A 14,682-nucleotide genomic window follows, 5' to 3' on the forward strand; every position below is an offset into this window, starting at 1 on the left:
CGCCGGGCCCACGGCGATCTACTTTTGCGTCAATATGGCTCACTCGGGGGCGTCTGGCACCGCCGGCGGCGGTGGCAATGCGAAGATTGCTGCCCGTGACAGGAAATTGGGGCCACGTATTGGCCGCGTTGATTCCGCTCGCTTTGGTGATAGCCGTCTCGCCCTTGACGGTCATCCCCGCCGTGCTGGTCCTGCATGCACCGCGGCCGCGCCCGACCGCACTGGCCTTCCTCGGCGGCTGGGTGCTGGGGCTGGCCGCGCTGACGGCGATCTTCGTCGCGGCCTCCGGGCTGCTCGGTGGTGTGCACAAGGGTCCGCCGACGTGGGCTTCCTGGGTGCGGGTGGTGCTCGGGTCGTTGCTAATCGCGTTCGGTGTGTATCGCTGGCTGACCCGTCACGGCCATGCCGAATCGCCACGCTGGATGCGGACCTTTTCCACCATCTCGCCAATGCGGGCGGGGGTGACCGCGGTGGTGCTGTCGGTGCTGCGCCCCGAGGTATCGATCATTTGTGTCGCGGGTGGTCTGGCCATCGGCACCAGCAGCCTGGACTCCGCCGGAAAGTTGATCTGCGCCGCGATCTTCGTCGTGGTCGCCGCTTCCACGGTCGCCATCCCCATCCTGGCCTTCGCCAGTGCCGGTGACCGCCTCGACGAGCCGCTGACCCGGCTCAAGGACTGGATGGAGAAAAACCACGCCGCGATGCTCGCGGCCGTCTTGGTGCTGATCGGTTTGATGGTGCTCTACAACGGAATTCGCGCTCTGTGAGTTTGCGGGCCAACACGCCCAAGGCTCGTCCGGGCGTGGTCACGGCCGCGGCGGTCCTGGCATTCGTGGCCGGCGGGCTGTTCGTCGTGCTGCACCTGTGGACCGTCCTGGCCGTCGCCGGGTACACGCGTGGCGGGGTGGCGCCTGCCGATGCCCCGTCATTCGCGGCTCTTTACCTGGTCCTGGGATTCAGGATTGCCGCGGGCGCCCTGTACATCTGGGGCGGCATCGCCGCGTTGCGGGGTAGCACCAGGACGATTCTGGTGATTGCCGCGGTGCTGCAAGTGATTCTGGCTGTCGTCGTGGCCGTCACCAGCCGGTTCGGCACCGTGGTCGCGATACTGGACCTGCTTTTCGCGGTGCCGATCCTGGTGTTGATCCTGCAACCGTCGGCTACGAACTTCTTTCGCGCTCGGCGCACGCCCACGAACTAGCCGGGCCAGCTAGCGCCGGCCAGGCTTGGCCACCGCGATCAGGGTGATGCCCAGCGCGAGCCCTCCCACCACGATCAGCGGGTGCCACCACTGGGAGCCCAGCCAGTACACGTGCGCGCTCACCAGCCCGGGATGTTTCTCGTCGCCGAACAACCATTGCCGTACCACCGGCGTCGTCAGGAAAAATACCGCTGCCACAAACGTGGTCGACAGCAGCGCGAACACCAGCCGGCTGGAAATCTGCCACGTTCCCAAGACGACGAGATAACTTCCCGTCGCCACCATGATCAGGCCCGTCACCCCGAACACGGTCACCGATTGAATCGCGGCCGCAATACCCAGCAACAGCAGCAGCGCACCGGCGATGATGATCGACCGGGCAACGCCTTTGGTCCAGGACACCACCCGATATCCGCCCAGCGTCAACGTTCGCAAGGTGGCCACCGGCGGCTTGAGGACGCTGGGCAGCTGCCGCACCGAGCCGGCCGCACCGGAGGCCGTCGCCGCGGCTTTGGCGACGGTACGTGCCATCAGCGGCGATCCCTTGTCGCTGACGAATGTCTCGGCTGCGACCGGATTCTGGTTCAGCAGCGCATATTTGGCTTTTCCCGGATTTGCGGCCAGGACATTGGCCGCCCAGCTGCGTGACGTCGTCGGGCTCCAGTCCGGCGGCTTTCCCGGCTGCGGGTCGAGCACCGTTTCCGCCAGTCCGTCCAGTTCCTCGTCGAGCACCCGCTGCTGCCACGCCTGCGCCAGCCACATCGACGTACTGGGCAGGCTCGCTGGGGTCGGCGTGGTCGGGTTGTCCAGGAACGCGAGCTCGTCGAGTAGCTGTTGGCGGGCTTCGTCTGATGCCGGAAGATCAAGTGCGGCAAGGCTTTGCAGCTTCTCGAGGAACCATTGCGCATTGCTTTGCGCTGCGTCGGGCGCGGTGCGGGCCTGCGCCATCCAGCGCACCCGTCGCGGATCCAGCAGTACGTGGACCAGCCAGCCGCATCCGTCGAGCCGGCCCCACATCCAGTCGTTGGCCCGCCACGACCGTTTGTAAAACGCGCCGAAGTGGTGGAACTGCATGCCGCTCAGCTTTTTTTGCGCGGTCTCCCAGTCGGGTGCAAGCAGGCTGCGGCTATCGGCGCTCACCTGCACCAGCTCCACGGATTGTTCGATGTCCGCCTCGGCCGGAAGCATCGACCGCTGGGTGGCGGCCAGATCGAACAGCTTGCCGGCCATGGTCGGCGGGTCGTCGTCTGACCCCAGGTAGTCGAGGTAGATATTCAGCGGATCGGTTGCCGGGGCGCCGGCGCCCAGCTCGCTCAGCTTCCGGTAGCCGACCACCAGAGCCCCGCCCAGCTTGGCCCAGGCGTCCTCGGGGACCTTCAGCCGCTGCAGATAATCGGCGGCCAGGACGCGGGCGGCATTGGCCAGCGAACCTCGCCGCACCGCCTCGTTGGTGCACGTATTGCGCACCAGCTCAGCGAGATCGACCGGGTCCGGCGGTGGGCAGGCCAGATGGATGGCCTGAGTGAGTTCGGCCAGAGCGGCGACATCGTCTTCAGAGCGCGCCAGCTCGTAGGCCGCTAGCACCACGTTGAGCGCACACCCCTTCGCCAGGTCGTACGCCGGTTGCCCATACCGGCTGAGGTCGGCCGCAGTCTCCGGCAGTGGCTGTTCAGGGGGCTGCGACCACCGGCTCAGGATCGCCGCGGTGACCTGACGCCGGCACATCTTCTCGGCGCCGCCGCCGATGGAGAGGTCGGGCTGCCAGTTCGCCGGGATGCTTTCGGTGGACGGTCCCGACTGCGGCGGCCACGTGCTGAGCTGACGCAACAGCGCATCGGTGAGGGACTGCCCGTGGCGGGTGGCCTCACGTGTCGCGTAGTCGGCCAGCAGCTGCTCGGTGAGCAGTCGCACGCCGTCGGGCAGCCGCGCGGCCAGCTCCGCCAGGCGCAACTTGGTGTCGGTTCGAGATTCCATGCGGTCCTGGTGGATGCGGATCTCGCGCAGATCGGTGGCGATCGACTGGTTGGTGATCGCGGCCAGGTCCTTGAGTAACGCGTCGACCAGCCCCAGCGGCTCGTCGACCCGGTCCGGCGGGACCACGTCCACCAGCGTCGGCGCCGGCCCGGAAGACGGCACGACGAAGAGCAGCACGCGGCGCACCGCTCGCCGGGCGGGACGGTCGAAGATGCGGCGCAGCAGGACGCCGAGGGGCCGGTTGTTGAGCAGCCCGCCGTCTGCGACCCAGTGCGCTCGGGTGATGTTGGTGAAGGCTTCCATCGGCGGCCGGGCCGGCACCTCGTGCTGTTTGGGGCCGTGCGTGGGCGTGCCCTCGTTGAACGGCAGAAACGACGGCTCGAAGGCCAGCGGGAAGGAGGCCGAGCTGCGCGCGGCCAGTGCCAGGGCCGCGGCGGTGCCGGTCATCGCCAGCTGGTCTTGGGTGAATGTGAACAGACCGCGGCGGTCGACGTCTTGCACCAGAGTGCCGAACGAGTCGGTGAATCTGCTGGTCTCGCCGGTGAGCAGGGTGGTGGTGATGTAGAGGGTGGTCGACGGAGTGCGGGCCTTCGGCGGGAACTTCGTCGGCGGAAACGGCCCGATCTGGAGGTTGGGTATCTGCTTGGCCAGCGCGGCGTACATCCGTTCGTCGCCATACAGCAGCGACGGCGTGTGCTTGTCGCGTGGGTCGCGCAACAGGTCGGTCAACGCGCCAAGGTCGAGCCAGAGGTCACGCAGCCCGCCCAGATCGGCCCCGGCGATGCGCGCGTGGGCCAGCAACGCCGCGTTGATGCCGCCGGCGCTGGTGCCCGACAGGATGTCGACGTCGGCGATCATGTCGAGCAGGTCGAGCAGTTGCGTGTACAGCTTGAGTGAGGCGGTCGACTCCTTGCTGAGCGGGTTGTCCGTCGGAAAGGTGCCGCCGGCTCTGCGCCACTGCGACGCCTGGGCCAGCAAGTTGATCTCGCGGGCCACTCCGGCCATCCAGATCGCGAGACTGACGCCGCCGGTCATCGTGGTGGCCAGTCGCAGTTCCTGGGTCAACTCCGTCACCGGTGACGGCTCATCGAATGCCATGCGCACCCCCTCGCCTAGCGAGGACCGCAGATACAGCCGGGTCCCTGACTTAGATTGCCAGAACGCCGCCCATTTGCGCTGCATCCTGGCAGAGGTGGGGACAATCGAGATTTTCTTTCGCCGACCGGCCGCACGGTTCTAATGTGTTTGCTGGTATTACCCGACATTCGCCAGGGGGCGAAGTGCAAGGTACGCCCTTCGGCCGGTACCGGCTGATCGCGTTGCTCGGCCGCGGTGGCATGGGCGAAGTGTGGCGCGCCTACGACACCGAGACCCAGCGGGTGGTCGCCGTGAAGGTATTGCCGGCGAACCTGGCCCACGACCCGGTTTTCGAGCAGCGATTTCGCCGCGAGGCGCTGGCGGCGGCGGGCCTGAATGACCCGCACGTGGTACCGATCCACAATTTCGGCGAAATCGATGGCCGCCTCTACGTGGATATGCGGCTGGTCAACGGCAAGGATTTGCAGGCCATCCTGGCCAGCGAGGTGCTGGCCCCAGAACGTGCCGTCAAGATCATCGAGCAGGTGGCCTCCGCGCTGCGCGCCGCGCACCGGATCGGCCTGGTGCACCGCGATGTGAAGCCGTCCAACATTCTGGTCGACGAGGACGACTTCGCTTACCTGATCGATTTCGGCATTGCCCGCACCACCGGCGAACCGAGCATGACCGGTACCGGCAACGTGATCGGCACGTGGGCCTACATGGCGCCCGAACGGGTGACCACCGGCCAGACCGACCCGCGCGGCGACACGTACGCCCTGGGATGTGTGCTGCATGAATGTCTGACCGGCAGCCAGCCGTTCCCCGGCGACAGCCTCGAACAGCAAATCGGCGGCCATCTGTCGTTGCCGCCGCCGCGACCCTCGACCATGCGGCGCGGTGTGCCGCGCGAACTGGACGGCGTAATCGCCACCGCGATGGCCAAGAACCCCGATCAGCGCTATCCGACCGTCACGCAGATGGCCGCCGCGGCGCGCGAGGCGATCACCGGAACGGCCGCGATCCCGTATCCCCAGCGCCGCCCGCCGCCGATGCAACCGGACACCCGGCAGGCGTTCCCGCCGACCATGCCGCAGAACTATCGATCGGCGCACAACAGCGGCCCCCGCCCCGCCCAACGCCCGCCGCCGGGCGATCGCCGGCCGAACGCTGCGTGGCCGGCGGTGCCGGCCACCAAGCCCGCCTGGCCCGCGACTCCGCCGTCGGGCCCCGCCTCGAGCGGCAGGAAACGCAGCCGCACGCCTTTCATCCTCGGCGGTGCCGCGGCGGTGCTCACCGTGGTCGGCGTCGTCGTCGCCGTCGTCTTGAGCAACGGCGGCGGTGGCGGTGGCGACAAAGCCGATCACCCGCCCACTAGCCAGCTGAACCGGGCCGGGCTCAACTCCGGGCCGTTCACCGGCACCTACGCCGCCGACTTCGGGCCGAAGCTGTCGCTGACAGGCAAGGAAGTGCAAGGCGGCGAACCACCTGGCCGCGAGACCTGGGTCATCCGGTCGAGCTGCAGCGGAGACGGCTGTGTGGCCACCGCGTCGAGAATGTCGGGGACCTTCATCCACGCGACAAGTCTGATCTTCGACGACGTCCGTGGCCGCTGGACCGGGGTGGCCCTGTCCGGAACCACCTGCAACGACAAACCTGTAGAGAAGTGGAACTTCATCTGGTTGCAGCCGCGCCCGGACGGCTCGCTGGCCGGCGAATGGATCTCGGATTCCCTCAACTGCTACAGCAAGCGCAACGTGACGTTCAACCGAACCGGCGACGCGGACATCGCCAAGCTGGCCAACCCCGCTGACCAACCGGCTCGGGTGCTGACACCGGCGCTATCCCTGCACGGTCGGTACCACTTGGTGACCACCTACACCAGCGGCGCCCGGCCGCCCAAGCCGCAGGAAGCCGACTACAGCGTGGAAACCGTCTGCCTGCGCACCGGCGACCGGTGCATAAGCCGCTTCGTAAGAACCGACGGCAGCAGCGGTACCCAGCTGTTGGCGTTTGCCGAGAACGTGTGGACACGAAACGACGAATACGACGCATCGTGCCCGGTCGGCGGCACCTCGCACGTCAAGATCAACGGCACCTTCCCGCTCCCCAACCCGGCCCAAGACCCCATCGGGCTGCTCACCGGAACCGGGTTCAAGGACGAATCGGGAAGTGCCTGCGTAGGCGGCAATTACGAGATGAAGTTCAACCGCACCGGCGGCTGAGCCCGTTTGGATCTTCGGGTCGACGGGGTAGCCAGGACTGAGTCGATCGGAAGGACATCATGCTTGCCACCGCGGTGCCCGAACGCGGCACCCCCGACGAGTCGCCGGAGCGGCTGACACCGTCAGAAACACCCGAACGGCTCAGCCGTCCGAACCGCCGGAACGACTCGTGCCCGCAGAACCACCCGAACGGCTGACACCGACAGAACGGGGACAATGCCATGCGCGCTGAAGAAGGAGACGAATCCGTCCAGGACTACGCCGCCGAGGGACAGCAGGCGCTGAACCGAATCAAGAGTTCGCGACGGGGCGGTCTGAGCAGGATCGCCCACCGCTTCGCCCAGCTGTGGAAGGGCGAGCACGGTTCTCGTGGCGCCGGCTGATCCGGCGAACCGAAGTCGGTTCTAATATCGGCTGATGACGCCCGAGCTGTTTTCGATACAGGGATCGGGCGGAGTGCGCATCGTTGCGGACCGGCTCGGGGATCCGGCGGCCCGGGCCGTGGTGTTCTTACACGGCGGTGGTCAGACCCGCAGGTCATGGGGCCGGGCAGCGGCGGCGGTGGCCGAGCGCGGCTGGCAGGCCGTCACCATCGACCTACGCGGCCACGGCGAATCCGACTGGTCCACCGACGGGGATTATCGCGTCGTCAGTTTCGCCCGGGATATCCAGGAAGTGCTGCGCGATCTGCCGCCCAAGCCCGTGCTGGTGGGTGCCTCGCTGGGCGGGTTCACCTCGATGCTGCTCGCCGGGGAACTTTCGCCGGGTATCGCCAGTGCCGTGGTGCTGGTGGACATCGTGCCGAACATGGACCAGTCCGGGGCGAATCGAATCCACGCCTTCATGGCCGACCGGGTCGAATCGGGGTTCGGTTCGCTCGACGAGGTCGCGGACATGATCGCCGAGTACAACCCGCATCGCCCCCGGCCCACTGACCTGGAGGGCTTGACCACCAATCTGCGCCGCCGTGGCGACCGCTGGTATTGGCATTGGGACCCGCAGTTCATCAGCGGCACGGCGGCGTTTCCGCCGATGGAGGTCACCGACCGCGACCGGTTGTACGCGGCGGTCGCGGCGATCCTGCGTGACGGTGTGCCCATGCTGCTGATTCGGGGACAGATGAGCGACCTCGTGCCACAGGAAAGCGCGGACGAGTTTCTCGCTCGATTCCCGCAAGTCGAGTTCGCCGACGTGCGGGGCGCGGGACACATGGTCGCTGGCGACCGTAACGACGTGTTCGCCGCGGCCGTTCAGGACTTCCTGGCTCGCCACGTCGACTAGCGACCGGTTGTCCGCCCTAAGAGGTCCTTGATCTCGGCGACAGACGCTTCGATGGCGCGGATCCGTTGGTTGGAGTCATCGGCGGTATCTCTCATGCCGCCGCCGAAACCGCGCAGTACATCGGCAAGCATTTGCTGGGTGCTGCCGAAGGCCTTGATGGCCTCCGCCATTGCCTCCAGGTCGGACTGGGATGCCTCTAGAGCCGCGATGCGGGCGCGAAGATTTCGGAGGGTGCCGTCGAGATCATCTGGGGTGGCCACGTGGGAATCGTAGGCGGTCTGGTTCGGATAAACCGGTGTTCAGTACGCCGTGCCCGTTTCGATCAGGCTGTTCATTCCGTCGGCGCAGCCCTGCATGAATTCGGGCCGGTCCAGGCCGGGAAAGGCTTGCACCGAGGCCGCCTCCTTGGCGCAGATGGTGGGGATCCGGTTTGACACGACGATGTGCTGCAGCGAGAAACCCTCCGCGCGCATGCGGGTGGCCGTGAGCTGGCCGTCGTTGAACGCTTTGGTGAAGCCGAGGTCGTAGGACGGGGTGTTGGGGGTTGCGGTATCCGCCTGGGCGACGCCGGTTGCCACCAGTCCTGCCCCGAGTGCGCAACCGAGCGCCAGGGCCCATGCCAGCTTGGCGGCCGAGCGGCGGCGCGCTAGCCGCGGGTGGTCCTCGGTGGTGAGTGGGTGCGTCATGGCTTCTCCCGGTGTCCAAGGCCCGTTCCTGAATCGGTCATCTGTGCCGACAAAGGGGCTGTTGCGTTGTATCGTAAGACAATCGTTTCATAAATGGAACAGTTAGGACGAAAATAGCTTGAGAGGACTGGATGTGAGTTGAAGATCCGAAGCTGGGCTCGTTTGACTGCTTTTCGGTCACCTACTACCGTTTGTGGGATGCCGAGACTGACGAGGTCCGGGAAGGACCTCGGTCGCGTGTTGGAGTGGCTGCTGAATCGCGACATTCCAGATGGCGAGATCGCCACCGCGCTCAACCTGCCGAAGGCCACCTACTCCCGGCGCAAGGATGCCGAGGACTTCCCCAGCTATGCCGAACTGATAGCGATCGGGGAGAAGTTCGGCCTGTCTGCCCGCGTGCTGCAGATCGCCTTCGGCTGGCGCGGTGACGACGAGTTGGTACTGCTCGACCTCGAGGAGATGCGGCAGTACATGGACCAGGCCGGCGTTTCGATGTTCGCCAACGAGCGGGTTCGGCAGTACATCGAATCCCGCAAGGATGGCGACTATCCGGTGGCGAACGCAATCCTGAAGATGGCCGGGGTCGACCCACGGTTCAAGTCGGTCGACGACCCGCCGGCCCAGACGGGCTAGCGCCGGCCGACTGAGTTGGGCAACTGAGGACCTCATGTTGCCTGCTTTTGCCGCAAATCCGGATGGCATCTGGTATCGCTTTTCAGGTGATTGTCGATGTCCTCGAGATCCGGGTTGAGGAATCGGGGCAACGGCGAGTTGGCCCCCGTCGTTTCGCGGGCTTTATGACGGGCATGTGATGGACGGGTCGCAATCGATCGGAAGAACCGCGAAGACGCGGTTTCGTCCTGAAATCGCGCTTGCCGTCATGTGTCTGGGCAACTTCGTCGCCAGCATTGATCTGACGATCGTCACTGTCGCGCTGCCGACGTTGTCGCGCAATTTGAATGCCGACAACGGCGAGTTGCAATGGATCGTCGATGCGTATGCCTTAACCACCGCCGGGCTGTTGCTATCGGCGGGCAACCTCGGCGACCGGTACGGCAGGCGCGGGTGGTTGACGATTGGCCTGGCCATCTTCGCCGCGACGTCGGCCGTGGCCGCCACCGCCACATCGCCGGGAACACTCATCGCGGCGCGGGCCGCGATGGGACTTGGCGCGGCGATCATCTACCCGACGACGCTGGCGTTGATCACCAACATTTTCCCAGCCCCGGCGCAGCGCGCGAAGGCAATCGGAGTGTGGTCGGCGATGACGGGTCTCGGCGTCATTGCCGGCCCCATCACTGGCGGCTGGCTGCTCGGGCATTTTTCGCTGGGATCGATTTTCTGGGTCAACGTCCCCATCGCCGGCCTGGCTCTGGTCGGGGCGCTGCTATTCGTGCCCACATCGAAAGACCCCGAGCGGGTGCCGATCGACTTCGCTGGACTGGCATTGTCCGCGATTGGCATAACGCTACTGACTTACACGATTATCGAAGCGCCTGAAATCGGTTGGAGCGGCGCACGTACCTGCGCAGGATTCATTGCCGCAGCCATCTTGCTCGCGGCCTTTATCTGGCAGGAATTGCATACCGCGCACCCGATGCTCGATCTGTCGATATTTGCAGATCGACGGTTCACCGGCGGCACCATCGCAATCGCGGCAGCCGCCCTGGCAATGTGCGGATTCGTTTTTGTAGCAACCCAATACCTGCAATTCGTCACCGCATACACACCGCTGCAAACTGGTGTGCGCCTGTTGCCGCTGGCGTTTTCGGTTGCCGCGGCCAGCGTGCTCGCCCCGCGATTCGCCGAGCGGTTCGGTGCGACGGTCGCCGTGACCGGCGGACTGGGGGCTCTCGCCGTCGCCATAGCGTGGTCGGGCTACTTCGACAGCGCCACCTCGTACTGGGCGATCGCAGCGGCGATGACATTGCTGGGCGCCGGTCTCGGGCTAACGCTGGCCGCCGCGACCGATGCGATCATGGGCTCGTTGGGCCAGGCCACCTTGGGCGTCGGCGCAGCAGTGACCGGCGCGACCCGCCAACTGGGGGGAGCCTTCGGCGTCGCGATCGTCGGCAGCGTTTTCGCGTCCGTCTACACCCACAATCTGGACCGCAGCAGCGCGGTCCAGGAGACGATGCCCCGGACGCACGATTCGATGCGCGAGTCCATGGCCCAAGCCCAGGGTGTGCTCGCCCACCTGCCGTCCGCGCAGTCCCAGAACATTCACCAAGCCGTCGAAGCCGCCTTCCTCGACGGGGTCCGGGTGAGCTGCCTGGTATGCGCAGGCTTCGCAGTTGCCGCCGCAATCGCCGTCGCCATCGTGTTGCCGGCGCGCGGCAGCCCCCGGACGCAGGACCCAGCAATCCGAATTTCGACGCGATGAGGACACCATGGACGATCTGATTCAGGGACTGCCGGGCCTCGAGCCCGACCGGCTGCCGCGCAATGTCGTCATCATGACCGACGGCCACTCACGCTGGGCCCGGGCGCGGGGACTGTCGCTGGAGGAGGGTCATGTTGCCGGCGCCGCACTGGTGATCCCGCTTGCCCGCGACGCCTGCGCGCTGGGTATCGAACAGCTGGGGTTGTATTGCTTTTCGACGGAGAACTGGACACGTTCTGCAGCCGAACTCGACAGCATCATGCGCGTGTTCGCGCACTACTTGGTTCGTGCCGCCGAGGAGTTGGAGCCCCACGAAATCCGGCTCCGGATTGTCGGGTCGCGCACCGGGCTGCCGCAAGCGGTGCTCGACGCGGTGGACCGGGCCGAGGCACTTACCGCGCACAACTCCCGAATGATCCTGTTCGTCGGATTCAACTACGGTGGCCGGCAGGAGCTGCTCGACGCTGCACAGCGCTACAACGGTGGCGGCGAAGAGGCGTTTCGGCAGCTGCTTTACGCACCCGAGATGCGCGACCCCGACCTCGTCATCCGTACCGGTGGTGAGCGACGGTTGTCCAACTGCTTTCTGTGGCAGTCGTCGTACTCAGAACTGCTGTTCCTGGACGAATTGTGGCCCGATTTCAACCGCCACACTCTCGAGCTGGCGCTCGCGGACTACGGGCAACGCGAGCGCAGGCTGGGCGGACGCGCCCCCGATTCGGTGCTGCTGTAACGAGGCACCCAGGCCGCAGATTAGTGATCGGTCTGCGGACGTAGGTCGGCTTCGGACTCACTGGTCTTGCGCGTCGCCAAAGTGCGATCGACTTCGGCCGCTTCACGATGCCATGCCGCCGACTTCTCGTGCTCCGCGGTGTGCGACACACCCTGTGCGACCGCCTTGTCTTGGGAACGCGCCACCTTCTCGTGCAGCCGCGCGGATTCATTTAAGCTGCGCGCGGCCGAAAGTCCCGCATACGCGGCGCGCCGTCTGGCCAGATCGGCGCGGTGTTCGGCGAGTTCGACGTCGTCGGTGGTAACGGGTGCCCCGGTCGCGAGTTCGCTTTGTCGCTCTCGCAACTCTGCAGCGCGCTCGGCTGCCATTTTGCCCCGCAGGGATGCCTCGTGTTCGCCGGCCATGGCCTTCGGGATACCCCCTTTTGCGCGGAAACCTCCTAGCAGGGCCGGGGGAGGAAGAGTGTCCAGCACACTGTCGGTGGCGGAGGCGGCGGAGCATCGGCCAGAATGCCCGGGCTCACGTTGCCCTGCCCCGCCGGAACGATGTAGTAGATGTGGCACACATTCCAGTCCCAATCCGGCGGGCTGGTCACGAACGCGCCACCCGGCTCACCTCGCGGGTCGTCCCCCGGACACCACTGACGCGGGCCGCCCGCATGCGCCACACCCGCGCTCGCCGCCAAACCGGCCAGACTCAAACCGGCCGACACCACCGCCGTCGTCGCGAACCGCGAAATCCGGTTCATAGTTGTTCCCTTCTTACGGCGCCTTGCCTTGACAGTGCAATCAGTGAAGGCCGCCCGAACCGCTACCGATCTCAAGATCGTCGCTGATTTCCGCGTTTTTTCCCGCCTCGGACGCCATGATTGCTAGGACTCGAGAACGCGGGGAGTGGGACGATGTCACTAGTGCTCGTGGCGCCTGATCTGTTGGCGACGGCGGCGGCGAATGCGGCGCAGATCGGTTCGGCGGTGCGGGCCGGCAACCTGGCGGCCGTCATCCCGACGACAGAGGTCGCAGCGGCGGCCGGGGATGAGGTGTCGGCGGCGATCGCGACGCTGTTCGGTCGGCATGCTGCGGAATACCAGGCGGCGGCGGCGCAGGCCGCGACGTTCCACGAGCAGTTTGTGCGCACCCTGGGAGCCGCCGCGGCGTCGTATGCGGGCGCGGAGGCGACCATCGCCGCTGGTCTGGGCTCGGCCGTCGCCGACGGGTTCCAGACGGCGGTCTACGGCCCGATTCACACAGCCGGGCAAGCATGGATCAGTAGCCCGGTGGGCCAGGCGCTCGACCCGATCATCAACGCGCCCACCGGTTTTGTGTTCCACCGCGCGCTGATCGGCAACGGTATTGCGGGAACGGCGGCCAGCCCCAACGGCGGTGCGGGCGGAATCCTGTTCGGCGACGGTGGAGCCGGCTATTCCCCGACCGGTGGCGGCGTGGTGGCCGGCGGTATCGGCGGAAATGCCGGGCTGATCGGTAATGGTGGTGCCGGTGGTGCCGGCTTCGGCGGCGGGACCGGCGGCATGGGCGGCACCGGTGGCTGGCTGATGGGCAACGGCGGCATCGGGGGTATCGGCGGCACCGGAGGCACCGGGGGACAGGCGTTGTTCCTGGGCAACGGCGGCGCCGGCGGGGGCAGCGGGATCGGGGGCCGGGCCGGGCTGTTCATCGGTACTCCCGGCGCCGGCTGGGTGGACAGCACCGGAACCGGGCAGTCGATCGTGATCGACTTCGTGCGACACGGCCAGACCGCGAGCAACGCGGCGAACTTGATCGACACGAATGTGCCCGGCCCTCCGCTCACCGCAACGGGCCAGAACCAGGCCAACGTCATCGCCAACGCGCTCTTCGCGAAGGGCCCTTACGCCGGCATCTTCGACTCGCAGTTGCTGCGGGCACAGCAGACCGCCGCGCCGTTGGCCGCCATGTATGGGATGACCAGCGTGCCGGCATTGGCCGGCCTCAACGAGATCAGTGCCGGCATCTTCGACGGCCTGCCGCAGATCAGTCCGGCGGGGCTGCTCTACCTCGTCGGCCCGCTCGCGTGGACGTTCGGCCTGCCCATCGTGCCGATGCTCACTCCGGGCTCGCTGCAATTCAACGGTGTGGTGTTCAACAACGGCTTCACCGACGCGCTGCAGACGATGTACAGCCACGCCATGGCGAACCCGATTCCGGCCGCCGACGGCAAGATCACCGAGGTCGCATACTCGAGTGCGTTCACCATCGAAATCGGGACGCTGATGAACGTCAACAACCCCGATCCACTGCTCATCCTGACTCACACGTTGCCCAACACCGGCGAGGTCGTGGTGCAGGGGAGTCCCAGCGCTGGCTGGACGATGGTGAGCTGGGACGGGGTGCCTGTCCCGCCCGCCTCACTGCCGACCGAGCTGTTCGTCGACGTGCGCAATCTGATCACGGCGCCGCAGACGGCGAGCTGGAACGTTTTCTACTCCCTGTTCAGCGGCGACCCGACGATGATCGTGACGGCGGTGCGCGACGGTATCGAACAGGTCGGAAAGGCGACGATCAACTTCCCGATCGCGGTCATCCGGGATCTCATCGACGCTGCGTAAGCCAACTGTGCGGCTGCGGCTTCGAGTGTGTATCCAGGGCGGCGGAATCGGGATCCGGGCGCCCAGAGTGCACATGCCAAGCCAAGACCGCACACTCGAGTCGGGCTAGCCCGGCCGCCCCGGCCCGCCATACAGGACGCCACCGATACCGCCGGTTCCGGCCACGCCCTCGCGGCCGTCGTTGCCGCCGCCGCCGGCGGCGGCGGCTCCGCCGGATCCCGGCGCCCCGCCATTGCCGCCGACGCCGACAAATTGCGCCGCCCCACCCAGGCCACCGTTGCCGCCATTGCCGCCGTTAAAGACGCCGTTGCCGCTGTTGCTGTTAGCGCCCCCGGCTCCGCCGGTGCCGCCGGCGCCGCCGTCGCCGGCAAACAAGCCGCCGAGGCCGCCGTGGCCGCCGTCGCCCCCTTTTCCGCCCGCGTCGCTGCCGAGTCCTCCCATCCCGCCCATCCCACCGACGCCACCGGTACCGGTCCAGGTGGCCGCACCGCCCTGGCCGCCGGCCCCACCGCCGCCGCCGACCAGTCCCAGACCGCCG

Annotated in this window: 14 protein-coding genes and 1 pseudogene; 9 read left to right on the forward strand and 6 right to left on the reverse strand. The window is 66.8% G+C overall.

The features are described from left to right. Positions 1–77: 77 nt before the first annotated feature. Both AWC27_RS17340 and AWC27_RS17345 read left to right on the forward strand, forming a co-directional pair. A complete protein-coding gene (locus AWC27_RS17340) occupies positions 78–767 on the forward strand; it encodes a GAP family protein (protein WP_085671618.1) in 690 nt (229 codons plus the stop codon). After that, entirely contained in the window at positions 764–1,201 is a 438-nt protein-coding gene (locus tag AWC27_RS17345; RefSeq protein WP_085671619.1) for a hypothetical protein, read from the forward strand. Before AWC27_RS17340 ends, AWC27_RS17345 begins: the two co-directional genes overlap by 4 nt. 9 nt (positions 1,202–1,210) lie before the next feature. On the opposite strand, the gene AWC27_RS17350 is transcribed toward AWC27_RS17345, so the two are convergent. After that, positions 1,211–4,273 carry a patatin-like protein gene (locus AWC27_RS17350; protein WP_085671633.1) on the reverse strand — a complete coding sequence of 1,021 codons (3,063 nt, stop codon included), beginning with the start codon at positions 4,271–4,273 and terminating at the stop codon, positions 1,211–1,213. A 182-nt stretch (positions 4,274–4,455) separates the two neighbouring features. Between AWC27_RS17350 and AWC27_RS17355 the strand changes: the two genes are divergently transcribed. From AWC27_RS17355 to AWC27_RS17360, 3 genes are all read left to right on the forward strand, one after another. After that, positions 4,456–6,477, forward strand: coding sequence for a serine/threonine-protein kinase (locus AWC27_RS17355; RefSeq protein WP_085671620.1), 2,022 nt, complete (start codon positions 4,456–4,458; stop codon positions 6,475–6,477). A 221-nt stretch (positions 6,478–6,698) separates the two neighbouring features. Beyond that, entirely contained in the window at positions 6,699–6,860 is a 162-nt protein-coding gene (locus AWC27_RS31215; protein WP_169726812.1) for a hypothetical protein, read from the forward strand. Positions 6,861–6,894: 34 nt separating this feature from the next. Beyond that, positions 6,895–7,758 carry an alpha/beta fold hydrolase gene (locus tag AWC27_RS17360; protein WP_211281656.1) on the forward strand — a complete coding sequence of 288 codons (864 nt, stop codon included), beginning with the start codon at positions 6,895–6,897 and terminating at the stop codon, positions 7,756–7,758. On the opposite strand, the gene AWC27_RS17365 is transcribed toward AWC27_RS17360, so the two are convergent. Further along, positions 7,755–8,018, reverse strand: a complete 264-nt coding sequence (locus AWC27_RS17365) for a hypothetical protein (RefSeq protein ID WP_085671621.1) — start codon at positions 8,016–8,018, stop codon at positions 7,755–7,757. The two genes, AWC27_RS17360 and AWC27_RS17365, sit on opposite strands and share 4 nt — an antisense overlap. A 39-nt stretch (positions 8,019–8,057) precedes the next feature. Then, positions 8,058–8,444: a hypothetical protein gene (locus AWC27_RS17370; protein ID WP_085671622.1), complete on the reverse strand. Its 387-nt coding sequence runs from the start codon at positions 8,442–8,444 to the stop codon at positions 8,058–8,060. A gap of 198 nt (positions 8,445–8,642) precedes the next feature. On the opposite strand from AWC27_RS17370, the gene AWC27_RS17375 reads away from it, so the two are divergent. From AWC27_RS17375 to uppS, 3 genes are all read left to right on the forward strand, one after another. After that, on the forward strand, positions 8,643–9,077 hold the full coding sequence (locus AWC27_RS17375; RefSeq protein ID WP_245847228.1) for a hypothetical protein: 435 nt from the start codon (positions 8,643–8,645) through the stop codon (positions 9,075–9,077). Positions 9,078–9,255: 178 nt separating this feature from the next. Then, complete coding sequence (locus AWC27_RS17380) at positions 9,256–10,827, forward strand: MFS transporter (RefSeq protein ID WP_085671624.1); 1,572 nt, start codon at positions 9,256–9,258, stop codon at positions 10,825–10,827. A gap of 7 nt (positions 10,828–10,834) precedes the next feature. Next, positions 10,835–11,560, forward strand: a complete 726-nt coding sequence (gene uppS, locus AWC27_RS17385; protein ID WP_085671625.1) for a polyprenyl diphosphate synthase — start codon at positions 10,835–10,837, stop codon at positions 11,558–11,560. A gap of 20 nt (positions 11,561–11,580) precedes the next feature. Here uppS and AWC27_RS17390 read toward each other — a convergent pair whose 3' ends face one another. Further along, a complete protein-coding gene (locus AWC27_RS17390) occupies positions 11,581–11,964 on the reverse strand; it encodes a hypothetical protein (protein ID WP_245847230.1) in 384 nt (127 codons plus the stop codon). A gap of 35 nt (positions 11,965–11,999) precedes the next feature. Next, complete coding sequence (locus tag AWC27_RS17395; protein WP_085671626.1) at positions 12,000–12,308, reverse strand: hypothetical protein; 309 nt, start codon at positions 12,306–12,308, stop codon at positions 12,000–12,002. Positions 12,309–12,461: 153 nt separating this feature from the next. Here AWC27_RS17395 and AWC27_RS17400 point away from each other — a divergent pair, with 153 nt between their 5' ends. Then, entirely contained in the window at positions 12,462–14,144 is a 1,683-nt protein-coding gene (locus AWC27_RS17400) for a PE domain-containing protein (RefSeq protein WP_085671627.1), read from the forward strand. Between the two features lie 105 nt (positions 14,145–14,249). Here the strand turns inward: AWC27_RS17400 and AWC27_RS31220 are convergent. Beyond that, positions 14,250–14,682, reverse strand: a pseudogene (locus tag AWC27_RS31220) (hypothetical protein); the annotation flags it as partial.

This window comes from Mycobacterium szulgai (assembly GCF_002116635.1).
Lineage (GTDB): Bacteria > Actinomycetota > Actinomycetes > Mycobacteriales > Mycobacteriaceae > Mycobacterium > Mycobacterium szulgai.

Coding starts and splice junctions, on each gene's coding strand:
- AWC27_RS17340 (WP_085671618.1), top strand. CDS start 78: ATGCGAAGATTGCTGCCCGTGACAGGAAATTGGGGCCACGTATTGGCC.
- AWC27_RS17350 (WP_085671633.1), bottom strand. CDS start 4,273: ATGGCATTCGATGAGCCGTCACCGGTGACGGAGTTGACCCAGGAACTG.
- AWC27_RS31215 (WP_169726812.1), top strand. CDS start 6,699: ATGCGCGCTGAAGAAGGAGACGAATCCGTCCAGGACTACGCCGCCGAG.
- AWC27_RS17360 (WP_211281656.1), top strand. CDS start 6,895: ATGACGCCCGAGCTGTTTTCGATACAGGGATCGGGCGGAGTGCGCATC.
- AWC27_RS17370 (WP_085671622.1), bottom strand. CDS start 8,444: ATGACGCACCCACTCACCACCGAGGACCACCCGCGGCTAGCGCGCCGC.
- AWC27_RS17375 (WP_245847228.1), top strand. CDS start 8,643: ATGCCGAGACTGACGAGGTCCGGGAAGGACCTCGGTCGCGTGTTGGAG.
- AWC27_RS17380 (WP_085671624.1), top strand. CDS start 9,256: ATGGACGGGTCGCAATCGATCGGAAGAACCGCGAAGACGCGGTTTCGT.
- uppS (WP_085671625.1), top strand. CDS start 10,835: ATGGACGATCTGATTCAGGGACTGCCGGGCCTCGAGCCCGACCGGCTG.
- AWC27_RS17390 (WP_245847230.1), bottom strand. CDS start 11,964: ATGGCCGGCGAACACGAGGCATCCCTGCGGGGCAAAATGGCAGCCGAG.
- AWC27_RS17395 (WP_085671626.1), bottom strand. CDS start 12,308: ATGAACCGGATTTCGCGGTTCGCGACGACGGCGGTGGTGTCGGCCGGT.
- AWC27_RS17400 (WP_085671627.1), top strand. CDS start 12,462: ATGTCACTAGTGCTCGTGGCGCCTGATCTGTTGGCGACGGCGGCGGCG.